The organism is Acinetobacter sp. NIPH 542 (assembly GCF_000369825.1).
GTDB lineage: Bacteria > Pseudomonadota > Gammaproteobacteria > Pseudomonadales > Moraxellaceae > Acinetobacter > Acinetobacter oleivorans.
Map to the genome: position 1 here is coordinate 422,057 of NZ_KB850206.1, position 24,653 is coordinate 446,709.

17 protein-coding genes and 2 tRNA genes are annotated in these 24,653 nt (G+C 39.2%); 12 read left to right on the forward strand and 7 right to left on the reverse strand.

Annotated elements, in window-relative coordinates:
- On the forward strand, positions 1 to 864 hold the full coding sequence (locus tag F886_RS07630; RefSeq protein WP_005303430.1) for an alpha/beta hydrolase: 864 nt from the start codon (positions 1 to 3) through the stop codon (positions 862 to 864).
- A gap of 28 nt (positions 865 to 892) precedes the next feature.
- Here F886_RS07630 and nudC read toward each other — a convergent pair whose 3' ends face one another.
- The 3 genes from nudC to dnaQ all read right to left on the reverse strand — a co-directional run bounded on the left by nudC (position 893) and on the right by dnaQ (position 4,787).
- Complete coding sequence (nudC, locus tag F886_RS07635; protein ID WP_005303431.1) at positions 893 to 1,636, reverse strand: NAD(+) diphosphatase; 744 nt, start codon at positions 1,634 to 1,636, stop codon at positions 893 to 895.
- On the reverse strand, positions 1,636 to 3,279 hold the full coding sequence (locus tag F886_RS07640) for a hypothetical protein (protein WP_005303434.1): 1,644 nt from the start codon (positions 3,277 to 3,279) through the stop codon (positions 1,636 to 1,638). The genes nudC and F886_RS07640 overlap by 1 nt, the downstream gene beginning before the upstream one ends.
- A gap of 131 nt (positions 3,280 to 3,410) precedes the next feature.
- Positions 3,411 to 4,787: a DNA polymerase III subunit epsilon gene (dnaQ, locus tag F886_RS07645; RefSeq protein WP_005303435.1), complete on the reverse strand. Its 1,377-nt coding sequence runs from the start codon at positions 4,785 to 4,787 to the stop codon at positions 3,411 to 3,413.
- 233 nt (positions 4,788 to 5,020) lie between these two features.
- Between dnaQ and F886_RS07650 the strand changes: the two genes are divergently transcribed.
- The 7 genes from F886_RS07650 to F886_RS07680 all read left to right on the forward strand — a co-directional run bounded on the left by F886_RS07650 (position 5,021) and on the right by F886_RS07680 (position 16,087).
- Positions 5,021 to 8,236 (forward strand): LysM peptidoglycan-binding domain-containing protein, encoded by a 3,216-nt coding sequence (locus F886_RS07650; protein WP_005303437.1) that lies wholly within the window; start codon positions 5,021 to 5,023, stop codon positions 8,234 to 8,236.
- A 15-nt stretch (positions 8,237 to 8,251) separates the two neighbouring features.
- On the forward strand, positions 8,252 to 10,087 hold the full coding sequence (locus F886_RS07655; protein WP_034591005.1) for an extracellular solute-binding protein: 1,836 nt from the start codon (positions 8,252 to 8,254) through the stop codon (positions 10,085 to 10,087).
- A 31-nt stretch (positions 10,088 to 10,118) separates the two neighbouring features.
- Positions 10,119 to 11,171, forward strand: a complete 1,053-nt coding sequence (locus F886_RS07660) for a microcin C ABC transporter permease YejB (protein ID WP_005303441.1) — start codon at positions 10,119 to 10,121, stop codon at positions 11,169 to 11,171.
- A complete protein-coding gene (locus F886_RS07665; RefSeq protein WP_005303443.1) occupies positions 11,171 to 12,181 on the forward strand; it encodes an ABC transporter permease in 1,011 nt (336 codons plus the stop codon). The genes F886_RS07660 and F886_RS07665 overlap by 1 nt, the downstream gene beginning before the upstream one ends.
- Positions 12,156 to 13,751: an ABC transporter ATP-binding protein gene (locus F886_RS07670; RefSeq protein WP_081402127.1), complete on the forward strand. Its 1,596-nt coding sequence runs from the start codon at positions 12,156 to 12,158 to the stop codon at positions 13,749 to 13,751. The genes F886_RS07665 and F886_RS07670 overlap by 26 nt, the downstream gene beginning before the upstream one ends.
- A 187-nt stretch (positions 13,752 to 13,938) precedes the next feature.
- Complete coding sequence (locus F886_RS07675) at positions 13,939 to 15,183, forward strand: NADH:flavin oxidoreductase/NADH oxidase family protein (protein ID WP_005303447.1); 1,245 nt, start codon at positions 13,939 to 13,941, stop codon at positions 15,181 to 15,183.
- 316 nt (positions 15,184 to 15,499) lie between these two features.
- A complete protein-coding gene (locus tag F886_RS07680) occupies positions 15,500 to 16,087 on the forward strand; it encodes a DUF2726 domain-containing protein (RefSeq protein WP_005303449.1) in 588 nt (195 codons plus the stop codon).
- A gap of 84 nt (positions 16,088 to 16,171) precedes the next feature.
- Here F886_RS07680 and F886_RS07685 read toward each other — a convergent pair.
- The 3 genes from F886_RS07685 to pyrC form a co-directional block, all read right to left on the reverse strand.
- Positions 16,172 to 16,247: transfer RNA gene (locus F886_RS07685), tRNA-Glu, on the reverse strand.
- Positions 16,248 to 16,265: 18 nt separating this feature from the next.
- Positions 16,266 to 16,928, reverse strand: a complete 663-nt coding sequence (rnt, locus tag F886_RS07690) for a ribonuclease T (RefSeq protein ID WP_002117536.1) — start codon at positions 16,926 to 16,928, stop codon at positions 16,266 to 16,268.
- Positions 16,913 to 17,947 carry a dihydroorotase gene (pyrC, locus tag F886_RS07695; protein WP_004793881.1) on the reverse strand — a complete coding sequence of 345 codons (1,035 nt, stop codon included), beginning with the start codon at positions 17,945 to 17,947 and terminating at the stop codon, positions 16,913 to 16,915. The genes rnt and pyrC overlap by 16 nt, the downstream gene beginning before the upstream one ends.
- Positions 17,948 to 18,096: 149 nt before the next feature.
- On the opposite strand from pyrC, the gene F886_RS07700 reads away from it, so the two are divergent.
- The gene (locus F886_RS07700) at positions 18,097 to 19,359 is read left to right on the forward strand and encodes a GGDEF domain-containing protein (protein ID WP_005303451.1); all 1,263 of its coding nucleotides are present in this window, start codon (positions 18,097 to 18,099) and stop codon (positions 19,357 to 19,359) included.
- Between the two features lie 62 nt (positions 19,360 to 19,421).
- Here the strand turns inward: F886_RS07700 and argG are convergent, their stop codons facing one another.
- Complete coding sequence (argG, locus tag F886_RS07705) at positions 19,422 to 20,780, reverse strand: argininosuccinate synthase (RefSeq protein WP_009390370.1); 1,359 nt, start codon at positions 20,778 to 20,780, stop codon at positions 19,422 to 19,424.
- Positions 20,781 to 21,044: 264 nt separating this feature from the next.
- On the opposite strand from argG, the gene F886_RS07710 reads away from it, so the two are divergent.
- The 3 genes from F886_RS07710 to F886_RS07720 all read left to right on the forward strand — a co-directional run bounded on the left by F886_RS07710 (position 21,045) and on the right by F886_RS07720 (position 24,633).
- Positions 21,045 to 23,075 carry an NADPH-dependent 2,4-dienoyl-CoA reductase gene (locus tag F886_RS07710; RefSeq protein WP_005303455.1) on the forward strand — a complete coding sequence of 677 codons (2,031 nt, stop codon included), beginning with the start codon at positions 21,045 to 21,047 and terminating at the stop codon, positions 23,073 to 23,075.
- An 85-nt stretch (positions 23,076 to 23,160) separates the two neighbouring features.
- Positions 23,161 to 23,250: transfer RNA gene (locus F886_RS07715), tRNA-Ser, on the forward strand.
- A 168-nt stretch (positions 23,251 to 23,418) separates the two neighbouring features.
- Entirely contained in the window at positions 23,419 to 24,633 is a 1,215-nt protein-coding gene (locus F886_RS07720) for a tyrosine-type recombinase/integrase (protein WP_005303457.1), read from the forward strand.
- Positions 24,634 to 24,653 lie beyond the last annotated feature (20 nt).

The following is a 24,653-nucleotide window of genomic DNA, read 5'->3' on the forward strand; positions in this document are numbered from 1 at the left end:
ATGAATCTGATTGAACAACTACAAAGCAAAATTGAACAGGCGCGAACTCTTTATAAAGAGTTCCGCCTGTATGATTTGGGGAGTTTTGCTTTAAACCGTTTTACGCCAAAAGATGGTTTTGAACAGGTTCCAAATGTTCGTTATGGGCTAAAGCCTCGCCACCGTTTGGATATTTATCGATCTGTTAAAAAGCTATCTCACCAGCCACTCATTGTTTTTGTGCATGGTGGGGCGTGGCAACATGGTAATAAACGAGATTACCTTTTTATTGGTGAGACTTTTGCCAAAGAAGGCTATGACGTTGCTGTGATTAACTATCAGTTAGCACCTAAAAATATTTTCCCAAGTTTTGTTGATGACCTGACTCAGGCATTGAATTATTTGCATCAAAACCAAGACAAGCTAGAAATCTCTACAGAAAATGTTGTGCTTATGGGGCACTCAGCAGGGGCATTTAATGTGATGTCTGCTGTTTATCATCCAAAACCCACCACTATTCAATGTTTGGGCAATATCAAAGCGATTTTTGGTTTAGCTGGACCATATCATTTTGATTACAAGGGCGATCCATTGGCTGAAGATGCTTTTGACCAAAGTATTTCTTATCAAGAAGTGATGCCATACTATTTCGTCAATCAAAATAGTATTAAACATTACTTACTCATGGCTGAAAATGATCAGCTTGTAGGCAAAGAAAATACTTTAGATTTGGACCGAGCTTTAAGACAAAGTGGAAATCACAGCCATATTGCTGTGATTCCTAAAACTGGACATATTACAATTTTGGCCAGTCTTTCTAGTTTTATTAGTCATTATTTTAGAACGAAAAGAACGATCTTACATTTTCTTGAAGAAGTGTTTTAAACGAGAATATCGCTTAAAAAACGGCAGATTACCCAGCTTGGGTAATCTGCATAATCATTGAATGAGCAATACTACCTTTAAATGGAATTTCAGGTAATTGATCAATTTTGAAGAATTGTGCATCTGCAATTTCTTCTTCTTGCAGCTTAATTTCACCAGACTCATATTCTGCTCTAAACGCAACCATCAGGTTACTTGGGAAAGGCCAAGGCTGACTTGACATATATTGAACATTTTTGAGTCTTAGGCCTACCTCTTCAAAAGCTTCGCGTTGTACCGCTTCTTCAAGCGTTTCACCGACCTCAACAAAACCTGCAATCAAACCATACATGTTAGTTTTATTGTGGACTGACTTCGCTAGTAAGATTTCATCATCACCTCGAGTAATGACCGTAATAATGCACGGGTTTACGCGAGGGTATTGGTGATAGCGACAAGAAGGACACACCATTGCGTATTCGGTTGGATGAACTTCTGTCGGGTGTCCGCAGTGGCTACAAAACTTATGATTACGTCGCCATTCAAGTAACTGTACAGCGCGGCTTGCTTGCAAGAACTGTTCTTTCGACCAACTTGTAATGAGTTGACGAATTGGAACAAGTTGTAAGCCTTCGGGAATGGGTTCCTCAGCAAGCAAGTCACGTGCAATGACCTGCTCATCATGAGTGAAAAGTAAATCACTTGCTAACTTTTCGACTTTGGGTAGTTGAAGGTTTTGGTCAACCAGTAATTGTTGATGATGAAAAATATAAGCAAGTGATAATTCAGACATTAAGCTGCCTTTTCTTGAAGTTGTTGACTACTCGACAATGCTACATTAAACATGGATTGTAGAACAGGTTGTTTATTTTTTAAATTGTCAACCAACATGTCAAGGCCCGCTAATACGTTAAAAATACAGTGAATTTGGTCTGTATTAAAAGGCTGGTTTTGTTCAAGTTGTTGTTGAACAAATTGAGCAGTTTGAAGTAAAGCATCTTGTTGAATGGTACTTCCTAGAAATTCGGCCGCGCCTGCTAGCTCTTTTAGTGAACCTGCAATTGCCTCTATATTTTGTGTTGAATCATTTGCATATAACGTAAGGCTCTGACAAATAAAATCAATTAAATTTTTTGTCTCGGTGAGTAAGGCTTGATGTGCCTCATCGAGACGATCTAAGGAAATATTCGTATTATTCACATTAAGTTGTAAGCGACTAGATGTATATTGGCGGACCAAAATACCAATTGAGTTCATGGCAGACAAAATGCTGTCCATAAGCTGCTGTGCATAGTTTTCATTACTTAATATATTGAGCTGACTTAAACTGCTCGCTTGTTGAGAAAGCTCAACTGAGGCTTCATCAAGGTTAAGTAGTTTGAATGTATAAGCGAGCTGTAAAAGACTCGTTTGCAATTGTTGTGCTTTTTCAGTCGACATATTTTGATAGTTATATTCAATATCGTTACGCACTTTGTTCATTTCGCTCAAAATTAATTGGCTGACTGCGTGCATGGTGTCGAAATCAGGACCAAAAAGATGACGGCTTAAAACCAGTAGTTGCGTATCTGTCGGTGTTTCATCGCCTATATGAAGTTGGTTGCGAATATGGTGAGCAACCTCATCTTCTTGAGCGATAACTATACTTAAAATATCTGCAAGTGCAGGCAAATCAGGCTTGAAAGTTTCCGGCGTTGCTAAGAACTGACCAATATAACTTTCAATATTAATGAGTACACGTAGGCGTGAATCATTTAGAAGCAAGTTATCAATATGGTCGAAAGCATAATTTACGAGTTGCCAATATTGTTGGCTTGGCTGATGTTTTGCCATGCTGACCAAATAGGTACCGATCAGTTTAAAAGCTTGGTAATGATGAGTAGCTTCTGTTTTATTTAAAAATTGATGTAGAGATAGTTTATAGAGTTGATGAATAAACTGAGTTTTTTCGTTAATGAATACTTCTGGGAATGGAAGTTCAAGCGAAGCATTTGCAAGTAAAGGAGCAATCGCTTGTCCAGAAGACGTCAGTGGTTTATTTAAAGCTAATTCTAAATTATTTAAGGTATTAAGAAGAAACTGAGGGACTTGTAATTCACGCAAGCAGATAAATTCAATATATCGTTTTACCATGGTCGTGCCCTCACTCAGCGCAACGACATCATCAGTATTAATTTGCGTTGGTTTCGCAATAATTTTTTGCATCAGCTCAGTTGAATATTGAGTGATTTTTGCAAGATAGGGGATATCAATTAAACGTAGGACTTGAGTGCATTGCTTAAATTGTTCTAATGCATCATCAATACCAAAAGGGAGCGTTTGTTCTTCAATTAAAGTGCTTACTGCACCTTCAACCAGTTTTATTGAGCGATCAATTTCATGTTTGATGATGAGTAAAGCTGTTGGATCGAAATGAATCGAAGTATGCTCAGACATAAACGTTCCCCTTTGAAAAAAAAATCAATTGTTATATTCGTAGTGCTCGGTAATTTGAGCTAAAAATCTATGTGACTAATATAACTTAACTTACAAAGGGGAAAAGCTAAAAACGCTAAAGAATCAAAAATTTATTTTGCAAAAAGGCAAGGTTCTCCATGTTTTTTCTCAAATTCTTTGACCCAAGTCTCATGTGTATTTAGCTCTTCTTCAGAAGGGTAAATAACTGGTAGGTCAATTTGAATCCTAGTTTTATTTGTTATGTTCTGGCTATTTTCACTTTGGGATAAGGCATCTATATCAAAAGAAACCTGTCCACCTGTCATTGCTAGGTAAACGTCTGAAAGAATTTCAGCATCGAGTAATGCACCGTGGAAGGTACGGTCGCGTGCCGGAATTTCATAACGTCTTACAAGAGCATCAAGCGAGTTTTTTTGTCCCGGATGTTTGCTTTTTGCTAAAGCTAACGTATCTGTTACCTCACATACTTCGGAAAGTGCGGGAAGACCAGCGCGTCTAAACTCCATATCAAGGAAGTTCATATCGAAGGTTGCGTTATGGGCAATAATCTCTGCGCCTTTTAGATAATCAAAGAGCGTGTCGGCAATTTCTGCATAGAGCGGTTTATCTTTTAAGAAATTATCACTGATACCATGGATATTTTCTGAGTCACCCACTGGTTTTTGTGGGTTAATATAAATATGAATTGAGCTACCGGTGAGTTTCCGGTTAATCATTTCAATAGCGCCCACCTCAATAATTCGGTCGCCATCTTGGAAATAAAAACCAGTGGTTTCCGTATCGAGAATCAGTTGTCGAGGCCCTTGTAATTGTAATTTGGCTTCGGTCACAACAATTTGAGGATGAATATTATTAATGGATTGCTTACTTTCTGGTTCAGCAGCTTCAACTTCAATAACTTCTTCTTCCACAATAATCATCTCAACTTCTTCGGGCTGTTCAAGATCAATATTATCTTCTTCGGCTACTTCTGCCATATCAAACCCAAAAGGGTCATCAAGCAACCAATCCTCTTCAGGCTTTTTTATATCTTGCAGGGCAGTCGCTTGAACTGTTTTTTTTTGAAGTGCGGTTTGATCGGCTCCGATATTTGCAAGCTCATCGGCCATTTCGTTGCCAGCATGTCCAGCATGGCCTTTAATCCAGTTCCACTCAATATTTCTACCTGCACATACAGCATCTAATTTTTGCCAAAGATCAGGATTTTTTACATCTTTCCAGTTTTTCTTTTTCCAGCCATGAATCCATTCAGTAATGCCTTGCTTCACATAATTTGAATCTGTCCAGATAATTAAGTGAGCATCGGGTGGGCAAAATGAAACGCCTTCAATCGCAGCAGTAAGCTCCATGCGGTTATTGGTTGTCTCAGGTTCACCGCCAAATAATTTATGCTCACCCTGCTCGGTAATGACATATGCGCCCCAACCACCTAAACCCGGATTGCCACGACATGCACCATCAACATACAGTGTGATTGTTTGAGACATAAATCGAAACCTAAACTAAAAGAAAAAGAACTGAATATGGTGTATTGTATACGCAAAAAGTTCGGTTCCATCGTTACAAAGCAAGGTTTTTTTAATTTCTTGTAACATTTCCATGCAAATGACATCAAATTATTGCCTTGTCTATCTTGCACGCTTTACTACAATGGCATCGAAGACCTAGGGTTTGTGGCCAAACCCCAAAAAAATATTACGCGAGTTGTTTGGAAGTTTTTATGTATAAACCAACCACATTTGTGTGGCAGCCATCTGCGGCATCATTGTTCAAAATTACCGTACTTAGCTCTGCTTTAGCTGCGTTGGGTATTACAACAGGCTGTTCATCGACTCCGCAATCTGCAAAAACCTCAAAATCGAAACAGGTCAGTGGTGCAGGTTATTTAGATGCGAGTAGTCTTGACTCTTTGGAAGACTTACTTTCAGCAACCGATATGCGCGCTGTAGAAGGTGATCGTCTGCTTATTTTGAAGCATGGTGATGTCTGGAAGCGTATGTCTGTTGGTTTCAAAATGGACTTGAATCATTGGGATTCACGTATTGAAGCTCAGCGTAGCTGGTTCATTTCTCGTCAGCCTTACCTTGATCGCTTGAGTGCTCGTGCCAGCCGTTATTTGTACCATACTGTAAAAGAAGCTGAACGCCGTGGACTACCGACAGAACTTGCATTATTACCGGTAATTGAAAGTTCTTATGACCCAGCTGCAACAAGTAGTGCAGCAGCAGCGGGCCTATGGCAGTTTATTCCAAGTACTGGTCGTATTTATGGCTTAAAGCAAACTGGTATGTATGATGGGCGCCGAGATGTGGTTGAATCGACTCGCGCAGCTTATGAGTTTTTAGGAAGTCTCTATAACCAATTTGGTTCTTGGGAACTTGCATTAGCTGCCTATAATGCTGGCCCTGGACGTATTCAGCAGGCGATTAACCGCAACCAAGCTGCTGGTTTGCCAACTGATTATTGGTCATTAAAATTGCCTCAAGAAACAATGAACTATGTTCCACGTTTCTTAGCTGTTGCTCAAATTATTAAAAATCCAAAGGCTTATGGTGTAGAACTACCGCCTATTGCAAATAGACCCCATTTCCGTGAAGTGACTTTATCTGCACCTTTAACGTTAAATGAAATTGCTTCTACAGCAGGATTAAGCCGTGCAGAACTTTATGCATTGAACCCAGGATATCGTGGTGAAGCAGTAGACCCTGCGAGTCCAATGCGTATTTTGATTCCAGCAGATTTAAGTCCTTCAATTGATAATAAATTAAAAGGGAAAAAAACGGGTGGTAGCTCAGGTTGGTGGGCAAATGCAACTTCACCGTCTACACCGACAACTGTTAGTCCATCTACTACAGTGACAACAAGAACAACACCAACAACACAAGTTCAGCCAGTTAAACCCTCTTCACCAGTGAAGAATACTTCAACGATTTCAAAATCTACACCACGTGGTTCAGATGCGTTAGCTGCCTTTGCAGCATCCGCGGATGTACCAAGTGCGCCGCGTATTCCTGTAGCTGTGACCAATGCAGCTAACATTACGAAGCCTGTTAAGATGGAGCCACCAATTTCAGCTGCAGAGCGTGAGAAGATTTTAGCGGCAGTACGAGCTGAAGGTGAGAAAGAAACAGTTCAACAAGCTTTAGAGCCGCAACCAACACAAGCTGAAAAAGATCAAGTCGTTGCTGAATTAAAAGCAATCGCGCCTAAAGGAACCGAAATTGTCGATCCGTATGATGGCAAAATTAGGTTAACCGCAATTCAGACGAGCCAGTCAGTTGCAGAGCAACAAGGTAAAGAGGTCAGTAGAGGTTTTGCCTATCCAAAAACTTTAGCTGAAGACGTGACTGTAGCTAACTCTGAAGACGGACAGCGTAATAAAGACAAACCTTACATCAAGACTGATACTGATGTAGTGGTTGTACAGCCTAAAGGTAAGCGTAGTACCTATACTGTTTTACCGGGTGATACGTTGGCCGTTATTGCAATGAAAAACGGGGTAAACTGGCGCGATGTTGCTAAGTGGAACCAGATTGACCCTGAAAAGACGTTATATGTAGGTTCAACACTTTACCTCTATGATGCTAAACCACAAGAAACTCAAACTACTTCTAAAAGTACAGCTAAACCAGATGTATATGTAGTTGAAGCTAACGACAGTTTAAGCGGTGTTGCTAATCAGTTTAATTTGTCAGTAAGACAATTGGCTGAATATAACGATTTATCAGTAACAGATGGTCTATTTGTTGGGCAAAAATTACTGTTAAAAGAGCCGAAGAATAGTCGCTCAAGTGCTAAAGCCGAGCCGAAAGCAGTTCTGGCAAATGCAAAACGTATAGCAACTAAAAGTTATACTGTGAAGCGCGGTGAATACCTTAAATTGATTGCAGATCGTTATGCGCTCTCTAATCAAGAACTTGCTGAATTAACGCCAGGTTTATCTGCGGGTAGTAACTTGATGGCTGGGCAAAAGATTAATGTGCCTACACAAGATATTTCTGTAGATGAAGTTGCTGAAACTAAAACTTCTAATAAATCTGAGAAAGCTACTGCTAGTATTTCTTACAAAACAGAAGGCTATAAAGTGCAGCGTGGTGATACTTTATCGAGTATTGCAACGAAATCAAAAATTAGCCTAGCTGAGTTAGCCGAGTTAAATAACTTAAAAGCAAATAGTCATGTACAGCTTGGTCAAACGATAAAAGTACCAGCAGGGTTAAGTGTTCCAGAACAATACGTTGTAAAGTCAGGTGATAGCTTAAATGCGATTGCGAGTAAATATAACTTGCAAACAGGTTATTTGGCTGACTTAAATGGTTTGTCTCGTACTGCTGGGTTACGTGCTGGTCAACGTTTAAAACTAACAGGTACAGTTGAAGAAGAAGCACCAACAAAGCCTTCTAAAAATACTAAAGAAGAAACACCAGAAACGTATACAGTCAAATCTGGTGATAGCTTAGGTAATATCGCTAACCGTTACCACTTACAGTTGGACTACCTTGCATCATTAAATGGTCTTTCACGTACCAGTAGCGTTCGTGTCGGGCAACGTTTAAAGCTAACAGGTGATGTACCTACAGTAGAAACAGCTAAAGTAGACACCAAGTCTTCAACTAAAACAGTTGCGGCTGGTAAAAACACTGAAAGATATACTGTGAAATCTGGTGAGTCTTTAAATAGTATTGCGAGCCGTGCAGGCATTTCAGTTCGTGAACTTGCTGAAATGAATGCATTAAAAGCGAGTGCTAATTTACAGCGCGGCCAAAATATTGTAATTCCAAAAACTGTTGTGGAATACAAAGTGAAGCGTGGTGATACATTAATTGGTCTTGCTAGCAAATACGGTTTAGAAACCAATTTCTTGGCTGAGCTAAATAATTTGACACCTTCTACTCAGCTTCGCATTGGTGATGTTATTAAAGTGCCTAATTTATAAAATAATTAGCAATTTATGCATAAATCATCTTTTCAACTGAGCCTGCTAGTCGGGCTCAGTGTCGTTTCGCATGCAGTTTTTTCTGCACAGCAAACCACTTCATATATAGCGATTCATTCCAAACCTAAATATTTAGGAATGATGGCTATGCCATATGCAAACCCGAATGCTCCTAAAGGTGGTCTGTTAAGTCAGGCCGCTCAAGGAACTTTTGATAACCTCAATAGTATGAATGGTAAGGGGAATGCTACAGAGGGCGTTAATTATCTTTTTGATACTTTAATGACTCAATCGTTAGATGAGGTCGGGGTTTTATATCCGCTTTTAGCCGAGAAAGTGAGTTATGACCCAGAAAAAACGCAGTCTGTTACTTTCTATTTAAACCCTAAAGCGCGTTTTAGTAATGGAGAGCCAGTCACTGCGGCAGATGTTAAATTTAGTTTTGATGCCTATCAGACGAAGTCTAATTTAGGTTTACAGATGTACCTTGCTGATTTGGCAAAAACAGAAGTAATAAACGCCCATCAGGTAAAGTTTAGTTTTAAGTCTACTCATAATCCTAAAATGCCATTCATTTTGGCAACCTTACCAATTTATTCAAAAGCAGATTGGCAAAAAAGGGATTTTAGCCGAATTACCCTACAGCCGATTGTTGGTTCGGGGCCATATGTAGTTGAACGAGTTGATGCAGGTAGAAGCATTAGTTATAAAAGAAACCCAAATTATTGGGCAAAAGATTTGCCTATTAACAAGGGGCGTTACAATTTTGACCGATTAAAATATGTCTATTATCGAAATTGGGATATTGCTTTTGAAGGATTTAAATCTGGGCAATACACTTTGCATGAAGAAACTAATCCTAAAAAATGGGTAACAGATTATCGTTTTCCAGCCTTAAAAGTGGGACTTGTTACTCAATATAAGTTTCGCCACCACAACCCGATTGCCACTGAAAGTTATGTTTTTAACACCAGACGAAAACCTTTAAATGATATTCGTTTTAGACAAGCTTTAACCTATGCCTATGACTTTGAATGGCAAAATAAAGCTTTGTTTTATGGTCAATATCAGCGCCTACAAAGTTATTTTGAAAATAGTGAATTAGCAGCAACAGGTCGACCTTCAAAAACTGAATTAGACTTGTTAAAACCGTTATTACCTAAGTTATCTCCACTCATGCAACAAGGTGTTTTAGCCGACTGGAAATATCCAGTGTCGGATGCAAGTGGGTTCAACCGTCAGAACTTGTTAACTGCACGGCAATTACTCATACAGGCTGGTTATAAAGTTAAAGAAGGGCAGCTATTTACACCAGAAGGAAAAAAAGTTCAGCTTGAGTTCTTAATTCAGCAAGATGGTAAACAACGAACACTTTTACCTTTTATTCGTAACCTAAAAAAGTTAGGCATTGCAGTTAATTTGCGTCAGGTCGATGCTCCGCAATATTTAGAAAGGACTCGTCGTTACGATTTTGATATGACCACAATGAATCTGCCGCAATCTCTCAATCCGGGCAATGAGCAAACTCAATTTTGGGGAAGTATCGCCGCAGCGCAGGATGGAAATTACAATTATGCGGGTATTCGCAACCCAGTAATTGATCAAGTGATTTCAAAACTCGTTGCAAGTAAAAGCCGTGAACAACAGATTATTTATACTCGCATTCTCGATCGATTGCTTAGAGCTAGTTATTATCAAATTCCGACCTATGGTAAAGGTGAAAACTGGTATGCTTATTGGAATATGTATCAACAACCTAAAGTTAAACCAGTACTTTCTTCCGGAATAGAATATTGGTGGAGTGATGCAAACAAAGCCAAAACAGTTGCCAAATATTTACATCAACAATAAAAAGCACCTGCCATAAAGGAAATCCTGTTATATGGGTTCATATATTCTCAAGCGACTTCTTTTAATGATTCCCACATTGTTTGTCATTTTATTGATTAACTTTGTGGTTGTGCAAATTGCACCGGGTGGGCCAGTTGAGCAAGCAATACATCAGGCACAAAGCGATTTGGGAATTGGCCGTGCATTGAGTGCAGAAACTTATTATCAAGGTGCTCAAGGTTTAAGCCCTGAAATGGTTGAGCAAATTAAGGCTCAGTACGGCTTTGATCGTTCTGGCCCTGAACGATTTTTTCTAATGTTAAAAGGCTATTTAACTTTAGATTTTGGACAAAGTTTCTTTAAAGATAAACCAGTCGTGGAATTGTTGTGGGAAAAAATACCTGTTTCGATTTCGCTTGGGCTAGTGAGCACTTTTCTGATTTATTTAATTTCTATTCCACTTGGGATTAAGAAAGCAAAACAGCAAGGCTCATGGTTTGATCGGTCCACCTCTTTAGTTCTTGTAGTGGGATATGCTGTACCAAGTTTTGTATTTGCCATTTTACTGGTTGTTTTTTTTGCAGGTGGCTCTTATTTTCAATGGTTTCCCTTACAAAACTTAGTATCGGATAACTTTCATCAATTTAGTCTTTGGGGCAAAGTTACCGATTATTTATGGCATATGACTTTACCACTGATTACGATGGTATTAGGCGGTTTTGCCAGTTTAACCTATTTAACTAAATACTCATTTTTAGAAGAACTCAATAAACCCTACGTTTTGGCAGCCTATGCAAAAGGTTTGAACAGCCAACAAGTTTTATATAAACACGTATTTCGTAATGCTATTTTAGTTGTGCTCGCAGGCTTGCCAGAAGTGTTAGCAGGTATTTTCTTTGTGGGTAACCTGTTCGTAGAAATTATTTTTCATTTAGATGGGGTGGGTTTGCTGGGCTTTGAAGCAATTGTTCAGCGCGACTATCCTGTTATTTTTGGGGTTTTATTTTTCTTTACTTTATTTAGCCTAATTTTACGTCTCATTTGTGATGTGCTGTACCAATGGATTGATCCACGAATTCACTTTGACGCAAAAGGAGGCAAATAATGTCTTTAATTGTGCGCACACGATTACAGCGTTTTAGACAGCATAAATTGGGCTGGGCCAGCTTTATTTTATTTAGTCTTATTTTGGTTTTGTCCTTAGCCGCGGAGTTGATTGCTAACGATAAACCATTGTTAGTGAAGTATGAAAATTCTTACTATTTGCCTGTGTTTAAAACATATCCAGAAACCACGTTTGGTGGAGTGTTTGAAACAGAAGCTGATTATAAAGATCCCGCCGTACAAGCGCTTATTGAGGCTAAAGGATGGGCAGTTTGGCCGCTTATTCAATTTTCATATCAAACTCCCAATTTAGACTTGGCCGTTCCTGTACCGTCACCACCCTCCAAGCAAAACTGGTTGGGAACAGATGATCAGGGAAGGGATATTTTTGCCCGCATTCTTTATGGCTTAAGAGTATCGTTACTTTTCGGTTTAGCCTTAACATTTTGTTCTGCTTTATTTGGAATTACTGTAGGTGCCATTCAAGGTTACTATGGCGGTTGGGTAGATTTATTAGGACAACGTTTGGTTGAGGTCTGGAATGGCTTACCCATGCTTTTTATGGTCATGATTTTAGTCAGTATGTTTGTTCCAAATGTATATTGGCTCTTTTTCATTATGTTGTTTTTTGGCTGGACCGTTTTGGTGGGTATTGTTAGAGCAGAATTTTTAAAAGCTCGCCAGCTTGATTATGTTCGTGCAGCCCAAGTTTTGGGAGTGACCGATCGCGCTATTATTTTTAGGCATATTTTGCCCAATGCGATTAGTTCGAGCTTGTCTCAGTTACCTTTTATTTTAACGACTAATATTAGTGCCTTAACTGCTCTTGATTTTTTAGGGTATGGCCTGCCACCCGATGCAGCCTCATTAGGCGAGTTATTGCTACAAGGTAAAAACAATTTAGATGCGCCATGGCTGGCAATTTCAGGCTTTTTTAGTCTGGCTATTGTTCTTTCACTTTTAATTTATATTGGGGAGGCGGCCCGTGATGCGTTTGACCCAAGAAAATAATTTAAATATCGCCTCAACGTTGTTAAAGGCAGAACATCTTTCCGTTCAAACCAAAGACCAAAAAGTTTTATTAGAAGAGCTAAATTTTTACTTAAGTGAAGGTGAAACACTCGCTATTGTGGGTGAAAGTGGTTCAGGTAAATCGATGAGCTGCTTAGCCATAATGGGATTGCTGCAAGAAAAATTAGAAGTAACGGGTCAGGTCTGGATTGGCTCACAAAACATGCTTGAGTTAGATGAGAGAGCTCAATCATATTTACGTGGTCGACAAATCGCTATGATTTTTCAGGAACCTGCTACTGCGTTAAATCCGCTCCATCGGGTTGAGAAAATTGTAGGAGAAAACCTTCTTTTATCAGGTTTTTCAAAACGCGAGGTTCGACAACAAATAGTTGAACTGCTAAAAGATGTGGGAATTATTGAACCAGAAAAAATTTTAAAACGCTATCCACATGAGCTCTCTGGTGGACAAAAACAACGTGTCATGATTGCGATGACATTGGCGCTTCAGCCTAAAATTTTGATTGCTGATGAACCTACGACTGCGTTGGATGTGGTCTTACAGATACAAATTTTAGAACTATTAAAATCTTTACAAGCAAAATATGGAATGGCACTTATTTTAATTAGCCATGATCTAAATTTAGTACATCGCTATGCTGAGAAACTGATTGTATTGCAAAGTGGGCGTGTAGTAGAGCAAGGTGAACTGAGCCAAATCTTTGCAAACCCTAAAACAGCTTATACAGCACAGTTGTTAGATCATGATTTTGGAAGTGTAGAGTCTAGACCCGTTCAACAGAACGTTTTATTAGTTCGACAGCTCAGCGTGCAATTTCCTATAAGAAAAGGAATTTTAAATCGCATTCAAGGATATTTCACTGCAATAGAAGATTTGAGTTTCGATCTTGCTCAAGGTGAATCACTGGGGGTAGTTGGTGAAAGTGGTGCGGGTAAGTCATCTTTAGCTCTGGCTTTGGTTCAGCTTATTAAGAGTAACGGGCAAATTGTTTTTTTAGGGCAAGATTTGAATCAGTTACAGCCAAAAGTGCTACGGTTGATGCGATCAGATTTTCAACTTGTATTCCAAGACCCATTTGGCAGTTTAAACCCGCGTATGACAGTAGGGCAGATTATTGCTGAAGGGTTAAATTTAAAAGCTATAAATGAAAAAGGGGTAACTCAGCAAGTTAAATCTGCTTTGGTAAAAGTTGAATTGGCTGAAGATTTTCAACATCGTTATCCTCATGAACTTTCGGGTGGCCAACGTCAACGTGTAGCCTTAGCTAGAGCTTTAGTGGTTCAGCCTAAACTTTTAATTTTGGATGAACCTACATCGGCCTTAGATCGAACCACGCAAAAAGCCATAATTAAGTTGTTGCGACAATTACAACAAACTGAGCAGTTAAGTTATATTTTTATTAGTCATGATCTAAATATAGTGAAATCACTGTGCCATAAAGTAATGGTATTACGTCATGCCAAAGTTGTTGAATATCAGGAAACTGAACTCTTATTTTCTAAGCCTCAAACTGAATATACCAGACAGTTAATTAGAGCATCTTTTTAAGATTTTATTTTAATTATTTGTTTTTTAATAGAATAAATTTAATTTTTGACTTATGCAAAAAGTTGTATATTTTTATATTCTTTAAAATTGACATGTGCTATTGTCAGTTATCGATTATGTCTTGACACGCTCAATAACTCATTTAAATTAGAGTAATTGCTCTATAATTCAAAAAAAGAGGTTAACCATGAACCAGATTGCTCAACCCATCACAATTCGTAATACCACCTTTAAAAACCGAATTATTAAAGGTGCGATGAGTGAGGCGCTTGCAAATTATGAAGGCCAACCAAATGATTTACATTTGGGCTTATATGGTGCTTGGGCAAAAGGTGAACTTGGCTGTGCCATTACGGGCAATGTCATGGTAAATGCTGGAGCAAAGAATGAACCGGGTGTTGTGGTTATTGAAACTGAACGTGACTTAGAGCGCTTAAAAGAGTGGGCTGCGTTAGGTAAAAAATATGGCATGGTGCAGTTGATTCAACTGTCTCACCCAGGTCGTCAGTGCCCAAAAGGTTTAAATAAAGAAACCGTGGCGCCATCGGCAGTACCTTTTAGCCCAGCTTTAGCAACCATGTTTGGAACGCCACGTGAACTTACTCATGATGAAATTCTAGATATTATTAATCGCTTTGCGAAAGCAGCTCAGATCTGTGAAAAAGCAGGTTTCGAAGGCGTGCAATTGCACGGCGCACATGGTTATTTAATTAGTCAGTTTTTATCGCCATTAACCAATAAGCGTACAGATCAATGGGGCGGTTCAGTTGAAAATCGTAGCCGTTTTTTATTAGAGGTTTATAAGGCGGTACGTGAAGCAACCTCTGAAAATTTTATTATTTCCGTGAAGCTTAACTCGGCTGACTTCCAGCGTGGCGGTATTAGCGAAGAAGATGTGATTTCAGTTTTTAAAGCAGTAGATGAAGCTGGTATCGATTTAATTGAAATTTCAGGCGGTACTTATGAGGCACCAGCAATGGCTGGGGCTAAGGCGGATAAACGTAAAGCAAGCACGATTGCGCGTGAAGCATACTTTTTAGATTTTGCTGAGAAAATCCGCCAGCATGTTAAGTGTAAGCTCATGGTGACAGGTGGCTTTCGTACAGTAGAGGGCATGAATGCTGCACTCGCAAGTGGCGCATGTGACTTTATTGGTATTGCTCGCCCATTTGCCGTGGAAACCGATTTAACAGAACGTTTAATTGCAGGGCAAGATGTGCGTTATGCCGTAAAGCCGATTAAAACGGGCTTACCTTTTGTCGATAAAATGGCAATTATGGAAATTATTTGGTATGCCGCTCAATTTAAAACCATTGGCAAGGGTAAAAAACCAAATCCAAAACTTTCACCACTGGTGGTGTTTTTAAATTATGCCAAAGGCAATATTAAAGCGGTGATTCAAGGGCAAGTGAATTCACGTAAGTCAGCTTAAAAGATGATACGCCATTTCAGCAAATGAAATGGCGTATTTATTTTTCCAGCTAAAAGAGTAATTCATAAACATTTGAATGGTGTGTGGTTTATTTAAGGTAGCTATATAAAATAAAAGTATTTGCACTATGAGTAATAAAAATTAAGAAATATAAAAATAGATGGACTTAAACAATTATAAATTACAGTCTAAAATAGAGCATCAAATACATAAAACAATAGCTTTTAAAATCAAACAAATAATTTATAGTTAGCCGTTTTAAAATTGTATTTTTTAAAGATCAGTTTGTTTTTTATTTTTATCAAGGGGAAGTTTAATGTCTATGCTTGTCGGCATGGTTTTGTTGACCATAATTATATTGGCAATTTTAAGTGTTTTAAAGAAAGGGGAAAGTAAAAATCGAAATGCAAAACGTAACCCAATTAAGGGAAAGCGTATCATTACTATGAATGAACAACCGACTTTTATAAAGCTAAGAGAAGGCTTGCCTGAACATATTATTTTGGCACAAGTTGCTTTTAGTGCTTTTATGACAGCACAAGGATATGCGACACGTAATTTGTTTAATCGCAAAGTTGCTGATTTTATTGTGTTGGATAAAGCATTTAATATAGTTGCTATTGTTGAGTTAGATGATTCTAGCCATAAGGGGAAAGAAAAGTTTGATGCAGAGCGAGATGCTTTGATTCAGGAAGCTGGTTTTAGAGTTGTACGTTATAAAAGAACACCAGAGCTTGCACAAATACATGCTGATTTTAATATTGTATCAAGTTCATTAGCTCAAGTTTCAATAGAACCAGATTTAACAAAAACAAAGTTAGTTACTGATGCAATAATTATTGAGAAAGATGATCCAAGTGTACAACCCACTCAACATATTGGTGAAGTAAAGTTGAAGTCTTGATTTTGAAAATAAAAAATTTATCTCATGGATAAAATTTGAAGTGAGATAAATAATTTAAAGAAATGATTCTTTATAGAAAAAATATGGCGTCCCTACGGGGATTCGAACCCCGGTTACCGCCGTGAAAGGGCGATGTCCTAGGCCTCTAGACGATAGGGACGTTGAGGATGGCGGTATCTTAAGAAGCCGCCACCAAACTGTCAAGTAGGTAAGGAGACAGTTTGTTCAAAATATAGCAAAACAGTTCAGCAGTCTTCTGAGTATCGTATAAAGCAGAGTGTGCTTCTTTACCATCGAACTCAATTCCAGCTTGAATGCAGGCTTTAGCAAGGACGGTTTGTCCAAACATTACAGCACTTAAAGTAACTGTATCCATGACTGAAAAACTATGAAAAGGGTTCTGGTTTTTTGTGCTTGTACGTGCAATTGCTGCTTGAACAAAACCAAGATCAAAATGAGCGTTATGACCGACCAAAACTGCATGAGTGCAGTGTTGCTGTTTGCGAACTTCATTGACTGATTTAAAAATACGGCGTAATGCAGTCCGTTCATCTTCAGCCATTGCAATACGCATTGGATTGAATGGATCAATACCAATAAAGTCTAGCGAACGACGGTCGAGGTTAGCCCCTTCAAATGGGTTAATGTGCGCATGAAATGCTGGACCAGGGACAAATTGTCCCTGAGCATCATACACAATCGGAATGCACGCAATTTCTAGCAATGCATCTGTCTGGGCATTAAAACCTGCCGTTTCAACGTCAACAACAACAGGTAAGAAGCCACGAAAACGTTGGCCAATGACCGGGACAGAGGTTTCTTGTGTCACACTTTTCTCCATTGCAGCGTTTTCCCGGCATGCAGCGGGATAATTTTTTGATCATCTAAATAATCAAAAGATTCTGGAACAAGGTTATCTTCTTTTACCAAAGTAATGGTAGAAGTATTACGTGGTAGACCATAGAAGTCTGCGCCAAAATGGCTAGCAAAACCTTCTAAGCGCTCTAATTTACCCACTTGGTCAAATGCTTGGGCATAAAGCTCAATTGCATTAGGTGCACTATAACAGCCCGCACAGCCACACGCATTTTCTTTTGCATTTTGTGAGTGAGGAGCACTGTCTGTACCCAAGAAAAATTTAGGGTTACCACTCGTTGCAACTTCAAGCAAAGTTGTTTGGTGTGTTTGGCGCTTTAAAATTGGCAAACAGTAAAAATGCGGTTTAATGCCACCGACCAACATATCATTACGGTTAAATAATAAATGCTGGGGAGTGATTGTTGCCGCAACATTACGGTCATGCTCTAAAACAAAATGAGCCGCATCGCTTGTTGTAATGTGCTCAAGTACCACTTTAAGTTTTGGAAACTGTTTTAAGAGTGGGTTGAGTACTTCATCAAGGAAGCGTTTTTCACGGTCAAAAATATCGACATGGTTATGAGTTACTTCACCATGAAGTAATAACGGAACTTGATGTTCTTCTAATTGTTCAATAACTGCATAAACCTTACGGATATCACTCACACCATTATCAGAATTGGTGGTTGCGCCCGCTGGGTAAAGTTTAATTGCATTTACATGTCCAGATTCTTTAATTTTACGAACTTCGTCTGGTGAGGTGAAGTCAGTAAAATAAAGCACCATACGCGGGTCAAAATTGAGACCTTCTGGAACATGAGCAAGAATACGTTCACGGTAAGCCAGTGCTTCTTCCACAGTCTTTACTGGTGGAACAAGGTTTGGCATACAGATCGCACGAGCAAACTGTTTAGCCAAATCAGGTACAGTACGTTTTAATGCTAAACCATCACGTAAATGTGCATGCCAGTCATCTGGCTGGAGCAGGGTAATAGAGTCCAAGGCAGTTCAAACTTCGAAATAAAACAAATGATAATCGATAAAGTGTGAAAATGGTAACGAGAATTACGGACAAATGGCAAAATAAAGCGCAAGAGGCCTCAAAAAATAATGTTATATTTTGTTAATGTGTAAGAGGTAGGAATCGGGTAGTGGTAAATAGGGGAAATGTACAGGAATTACTCAAAGCAAAAGAAGAAATAGAATATCTGGTAACTTTACATACCCATCGTTATGCCAATACACCTTTGCCTCATCAATTAGAAAAAAAGTTCTGGTGCTTAAATCTTGAACGAACTAAACAAAATATCTCCAAATTTTTAGCAAGTGGCGTTCTCACCTATCTAATTTTTATTTTATTAGCGCTCCCTACAGACTACTTAGTGATTGGCGTACCTTACATTACTTGGGATTTTATTTACTGCTTACTGAGTGCAATTAATATTGCTTGTGCGCTGCTGCTATTTTGGGTTTTTGCCAAGTTTAAAAAACTCACTGAATATTTTTATATCGCTGCGTGCGGGATTGTATTTTTTACCATTATTTTCAATGCAATGTTACTGCTTAGTGTAGGAAATATCGCTCTAAAAAATCAGTCGATGTTACTACTTTCTTTTTTATATATGCTCGGCTTTATTTTGAGCGGTATAAAGCCTCTACATATGCTTTATGTGGGTTTAACAGCCGCAATTTTTGTTTTTTCTTCATTGATTCTACTGCAAGCGAATTGTGACTACATTGCTTTAGGGCGGGCACTGTTTGGTAGCTGTATTCTAGGTTTCTCAATTAGTACGATGCTTACGTCTAGGGAAAGAAGTCTTTTTTTAAATAATCAGCTTGCTGAGCTTAACGAAAAGATTTTACGTATTGAGGCATCTGAATTGCTTCATTTAAGTCAGCAAGATGCACTCACTAAAATTTCTAATCGACGTACTTTCGATGAGATGTTTGACTTTTTTTACTATCGAGCAAAGCAAGAGCAACGACCATTGGCCGTTTTATTTATTGATATCGATTTTTTTAAAAACTATAACGATTTTTATGGGCATCAGATGGGGGACAAAGTCATCTCATCTATTGCCTCTGCAATTAAAAATTCGATTCGTCATGTTGATTTTGTTGCCCGATATGGCGGAGAAGAGTTTGTGGTTCTTTTGCCAAAAACACCTGCTCAAGGTGCATATGCTGTGGCTGCCAATATTTATAAAGCGATTGAGCGCCAAGCGATTCCTCATGCTGCATCTTTGGTCTCTACGCATGTAACGATTAGTTTGGGTTTTACTGTTTACACAGAGGGCTTGAAAGTTACTCAGGAAAATTTAATTCATGCTGCCGATCAAGCTTTATATCGGGCTAAGCAGCTTGGGCGTAACCAGATTTATTATCAGCCTTTACAAGTCGCCGAAATTGCCTAAATAAATTATTAAAAATAAAAAGGCCACCTTAATAGGTAGCCTTTTTTGACGCTATAAGAAAATTATTTTTTCTTACTGTCTAATTGAGGAATAGCAGAACCTTGACCGATTGAAAGTAAACCAGCATCTGTATAGATACCAAGTTTTGCACGTGTATCGGTAATGTCGAGGTTACGCATAGTCAACTGACCAATACGGTCCATAGGCGAGAACATTGAATCGCCTTTTTCCATTGTTAAACGTTCAGCTTCGTACGTTAAGTTTGGAGATTCAGTGTTCATGATGGTGTAGTCATTACCACGACGCAGTTCAAGAGTAACTTCACCTGTAACAGCTTTAGCAACCCAACGCTGTGCAGTTTCACGCAACATAAGTGCTTGAGAATCGAACCAACGACCTTGGTAAAGTAAACGACCTAAACGTAAACCGTTAATGCGGTATTGTTCGATCGTATCTTCGTTATGAATACCAGTAACCAAACGCTCGTAAGCAATATGAAGAAGGGCCATACCCGGTGCTTCATAAATACCGCGAGATTTCGCTTCGATAATACGGTTTTCGATTTGGTCAGACATACCTAAACCATGACGACCACCAATACGGTTTGCTTCAAGAATAAGCTCAACTGGATTGTTAAAAGTTTGACCGTTTAATGCAACAGGTACACCTTCTTCAAAACGTACAGTTACTTCTTCTGGTTTGATTTCAACTTCTTCTTTCCAGAAAGCAACACCCATAATTGGGTCAACGATTTTGATACCAGCATTTAGATATTCAAGATCTTTTGCTTCGTGAGTTGCGCCCAACATGTTTGAGTCAGTTGAGTACGCTTTTTCTTTTGACATTTTATAGTCAAAACCGTTGTCGATCAGGAACTGTGACATTTCTGCACGGCCACCGAGTTCATCGATGAAGTTTTGATCTAACCAAGGCTTATAAATTTTAAGATTCGGGTTGGTCAACAAACCATAACGATAGAAACGTTCAATATCGTTACCTTTGTAAGTTGAACCGTCACCCCAGATGTTTACGTCATCTTCTTTCATTGCAGTAACTAACATTGTACCTGTTACTGCACGACCTAATGGAGTCGTATTGAAATAAGGAACACCACCTGTACTGATATGGAATGCACCACACTGAATTGCAGCAATACCTTCAAGTGCAAGTTGTAAGCGGCAGTCAATTAAGCGAGCTTTTACAGCGCCGTATTGTTCTGCTTTCTTTGGAATTGCATCGTAGTCATCTTCATCAGGCTGGCCTAAGTTTGCAGTATATGCATAAGGCTCTGCACCCTTTTGTTTCATCCATAATAAAGCAGCTGAAGTGTCTAGGCCTCCGGAGAAGGCAATCCCAACTTTTTTGCCTACTGGTACATGCTGCAAGATAGTTGCATTATCAGTCATTGCTAATCCTAACATTTATAAAAAAGACCCCGTTGAGGTGGTCTCGAGAATTCTGAATGGCGGCTATTGTAGCACTATTCATGGTGCTTTTTTTGGCAAAAAAATCATTAATTCACTTGTTCTGATTGGTATTTATTATTTGAAGAAAATATGGGATTGTCTTCTTTATATATAGATTGACCATAATCTCGAATAAAAAATAATTCTGGGTCATCCAAAATTATCAAAAAAGTATTAAAGTACTATGCAACAAGTTGCAAAAAATTATTGGGACGCAGCATGACAAGTTACGCCAATTTATTAAAACCATTACATTTAGGCTTTACCACCATTAAAAACCGTGTGGTGATGGGATCCATGCATACGGGACTTGAAGACCGTTTTTTTAACTACCCAAAACTGGCAGCTTATTTTGAAGAGCGTGCAAAAGGTGGGGTTGGCCTGATTGTGACAGGTGGTATTTCTCCGAACCGTCAGGGATGGTTGGCACCTGCGGGTGGAACCATGAACAGTCTCTTTGATGTTCCTCAGCACCGTTTGGTAACCCATGCTGTTCATAAACATGGCTCTAAAATCTTAATGCAGATTTTGCACGCTGGCCGATATGGTTACCAACCATTTGTTGTGTCTTCAACGGCAATTAAATCTCCAATTTCACCATTTAAACCGCGTCAGCTTTCTGAAAAAAATATTCTCAGCACAATAGAAGATTACGCTCAGTGCGCTGACATTGCCAAAAAAGCAGGTTATGACGGTGTCGAAATTATGGGCTCGGAAGGTTATTTAATTAACCAGTTTTTAAGTAGCCACGTTAACCAGCGTACTGACCGTTGGGGTGGTGAAATTGAAAACCGGATGCGTTTTCCAGTCGAGATTGTGAAAGCGATTCGTGCCAAAGTTGGTGAGAAGTTTATTATTTGTTTCCGCTTGTCTCTACTCGACCTTGTGCATGATGGGAACACCATGCAAGAAGTAGTTACTGTTGCAAAAGCTTTAGAAAAGGCAGGTGTGACTTTATTAAATACTGGCATTGGCTGGCATGAAGCGCGTGTACCGACCATTGTAACATCTGTGCCTCGAGCCGCTTTTGTCGATTACACGGCACATGTAAAACAACATATTTCTATTCCGATTATTGCGTCAAACCGTATTAACATGCCTGAAACTGCCGAAGAGATTTTGGCAACTGGCAAAGCTGATATGGTTCAAATGGCACGCCCTTTATTGGCCGATGCATTTTGGGTAAATAAGACTGCGACTAACCGTGTTGATGAAATTAATACCTGTATTGCTTGTAACCAAGCCTGTTTAGACCATGCTTTTAAAAATAAGCGCGTGTCTTGTTTAGTGAACCCACGTGCAGGCCATGAAACAGAACTGGTTTATTTAAAAACCAAGCAGCCTAAACGTATTGCTGTTGTAGGCGGTGGTGTAGCAGGTATGTCCGCGGCAACTGTTGCTGCAAGCCGTGGCCATGCAGTGACGCTATTTGAAGCAACTTCAGATGTGGGCGGTCAGTTTAACTTTGCCAAAGTTGTACCAGGTAAAGAAGAATTCCACGAAACGATTCGCTACTTCAAAGTACAACTTGAAAAAACAGGAGTGGATGTACGTTTAAATACTCGTGTGAATCGTGAGCAGCTTGAACGCGAAGGTTTTGATGAAGTGATTGTTGCTACTGGTGTAATCCCTCGGGCATTAAAAATTGAAGGAAGCAATGCACCACAAGTTCTTTCATATGCTCAAGTTTTAAAAGGGGCAGAAGTTGGACAAAAAGTAGCAGTGATCGGTGCAGGCGGTATTGGTTTTGATGTATCTGAGTTTTTACTTAAACCTCCACATCAACCACAGCCTCAACCTTTAGCCGAGTGGCAACGTGAATGGGGGGTAGACCCAGATCCGAACTATGTTTCTGAAGGTGGTATGCAGCCACCAATAGTTGAACCAGCAATCCGCGAGATTTATTTACTACAACGTAAAACAACACCTCTCGGTATTGGCCTAGGCAAGACTTCAGGTTGGGTACACCGTGCACAGCTTAAAAAGCATGGCGTGCGTATGTTACGTGGTGTGCAATATAAAGCTGTCACTGATGAAGGGCTTTGGATTGAGCACAATGGTCAAGACCAGCTTTTACGTGTAGACACGGTTGTAGTGTGTGCGGGTCAAGAGTCGGTAAAAGACTTGATGCCAAAAGAAGGTGAGTCGACTATAGCGAACTACCATATTATTGGTGGAGCAAAGCTCGCAGCAGAGCTAGATGCGAAGCGTGCGATCAAAGAAGGAGCAGAATTAGCTGCTCGATTGTAAAATTGATGAAACAATATGCACTTGAACACAAAGCGATGATATTTTTCTTGAATAAAATGAATAAGCTTTGTATTCTTACGCACATGGAAGCGTGGCAGAGCGGTTTAATGCACCGGTCTTGAAAACCGACGAGGGTGTGAGTCCTCCGTGAGTTCGAATCTCACCGCTTCCGCCAAATTCAAATTTCTGACACTGTTTAACACTATGTAAGTGGTTGACTTATAAGGTTAAAGTTGGAAATGAACGATATAACGAGCTATGACGCAGTACGTCAATGAGCGGTTATAAAGTAGTAAAAAATGCAGTAAGATAATTTCTTACTGCATTTTTTTATGTCTGAATTATGGCGACTCGTGGAATAAACAAGCTTAGTTCTTTACAAGTTAAAAAAGCTAAACCTGACCCCGATAAAATGTATAAATTGTCAGATGGGGGAAACTTGTATTTGCGTATTGATCAGAGTGGTAGCAAATACTGGATATTCAATTATACACGCCCATTTTTAGGCAAGCGCAACGATTTATCTTTGGGTACTTACCCTGAAGTTTCGCTAGATGATGCTCGTACCATTCGAGATGAATATAAGAAGCTCATTAAGCAAGGTTTTGATCCAGCAATGGAGCGGATTGAAACCAAGTCACAAAAACAAAAAGAAGCAGAGAATACCTTTCGTGTTGTTGCTGAATCATGGTTGCATAAGCGTGAGCTTGAACAAAAACAGGATGAAGAAACGATCCGTCGTCTAAAGCATGATGTTTATCCCTATATTGGCGATCTAACCTTTCCTCAGCTTACTTTGGAAATACTTGAGATTAAGGTATTTAAACGTATTGTAGAACGTGGTGCTTTGTCTGTTGCCAAACGTCTTAAATCAGACCTCAATCAAATATTTAAATCGGCACGTAAGAAAAAGCTAATTCAGTACAATCCTATTGAGGATATTGAACTGCCAAAACCACAGGGTGGAAATTTTGCAGCAGTGACAGAAGAGCAGGACTTAGCTCCTATGTTGAATAAAATCTGGAATTACTCCAAATTGTATCCTCGTTGCTTACTGACGACACAGGTTGCGCTAAAAATCTCAGTATTGACTTTTCAGAGACCGGGGGAGATACGAAAGCTGAAAAAGGAATTTTTCTATCGTGAGGAGCGTTGTTTTAAATTTACAGCCAGTAAAACCAAGCAGCTTCATATTGTGCCTTTATCTGATCAGGCCTTTGATCTGATTGTGTCAATTATTGATTTACATCCTTACAGTGAATATATCTTTGTGGGGCGGGATGGAAAAACATTTATTTCTGACAATACCATCAATTCAGCTTTAAAGCGTCTGGGTTACGGTGGTGAACAGACAGCACATGGTTTCAGGGCAACTGCTCGTACTATGTTGGATGAGATTTTAGAGCAACGTGTAGATTTTATTGAACATCAGTTAGCCCATAAAGTTAAGGACAACAATGGTACAGCCTATAACCGAACTAAGTTCTTGAATAATCGTCGTGAGATGATGCAGGAGTGGGCGGATTATTTGGAATCATTACTTATTCATAATATATAGAAAAAGCCTGTCATAGAGAC

Bases quoted from the DNA above. Each gene is read 5' to 3' on its own strand.
- F886_RS07720 (WP_005303457.1), top strand. From the start codon at position 23,419: ATGGCGACTCGTGGAATAAACAAGCTTAGTTCTTTACAAGTTAAAAAA.
- F886_RS07680 (WP_005303449.1), top strand. From the start codon at position 15,500: ATGTCTATGCTTGTCGGCATGGTTTTGTTGACCATAATTATATTGGCA.
- F886_RS07710 (WP_005303455.1), top strand. From the start codon at position 21,045: ATGACAAGTTACGCCAATTTATTAAAACCATTACATTTAGGCTTTACC.
- F886_RS07655 (WP_034591005.1), top strand. From the start codon at position 8,252: ATGCATAAATCATCTTTTCAACTGAGCCTGCTAGTCGGGCTCAGTGTC.
- F886_RS07665 (WP_005303443.1), top strand. From the start codon at position 11,171: ATGTCTTTAATTGTGCGCACACGATTACAGCGTTTTAGACAGCATAAA.
- nudC (WP_005303431.1), bottom strand. From the start codon at position 1,636: ATGTCTGAATTATCACTTGCTTATATTTTTCATCATCAACAATTACTG.
- F886_RS07660 (WP_005303441.1), top strand. From the start codon at position 10,119: ATGGGTTCATATATTCTCAAGCGACTTCTTTTAATGATTCCCACATTG.
- F886_RS07630 (WP_005303430.1), top strand. From the start codon at position 1: ATGAATCTGATTGAACAACTACAAAGCAAAATTGAACAGGCGCGAACT.
- F886_RS07640 (WP_005303434.1), bottom strand. From the start codon at position 3,279: ATGTCTGAGCATACTTCGATTCATTTCGATCCAACAGCTTTACTCATC.
- argG (WP_009390370.1), bottom strand. From the start codon at position 20,780: ATGTTAGGATTAGCAATGACTGATAATGCAACTATCTTGCAGCATGTA.
- F886_RS07650 (WP_005303437.1), top strand. From the start codon at position 5,021: ATGTATAAACCAACCACATTTGTGTGGCAGCCATCTGCGGCATCATTG.
- F886_RS07675 (WP_005303447.1), top strand. From the start codon at position 13,939: ATGAACCAGATTGCTCAACCCATCACAATTCGTAATACCACCTTTAAA.
- dnaQ (WP_005303435.1), bottom strand. From the start codon at position 4,787: ATGTCTCAAACAATCACACTGTATGTTGATGGTGCATGTCGTGGCAAT.
- rnt (WP_002117536.1), bottom strand. From the start codon at position 16,928: ATGGAGAAAAGTGTGACACAAGAAACCTCTGTCCCGGTCATTGGCCAA.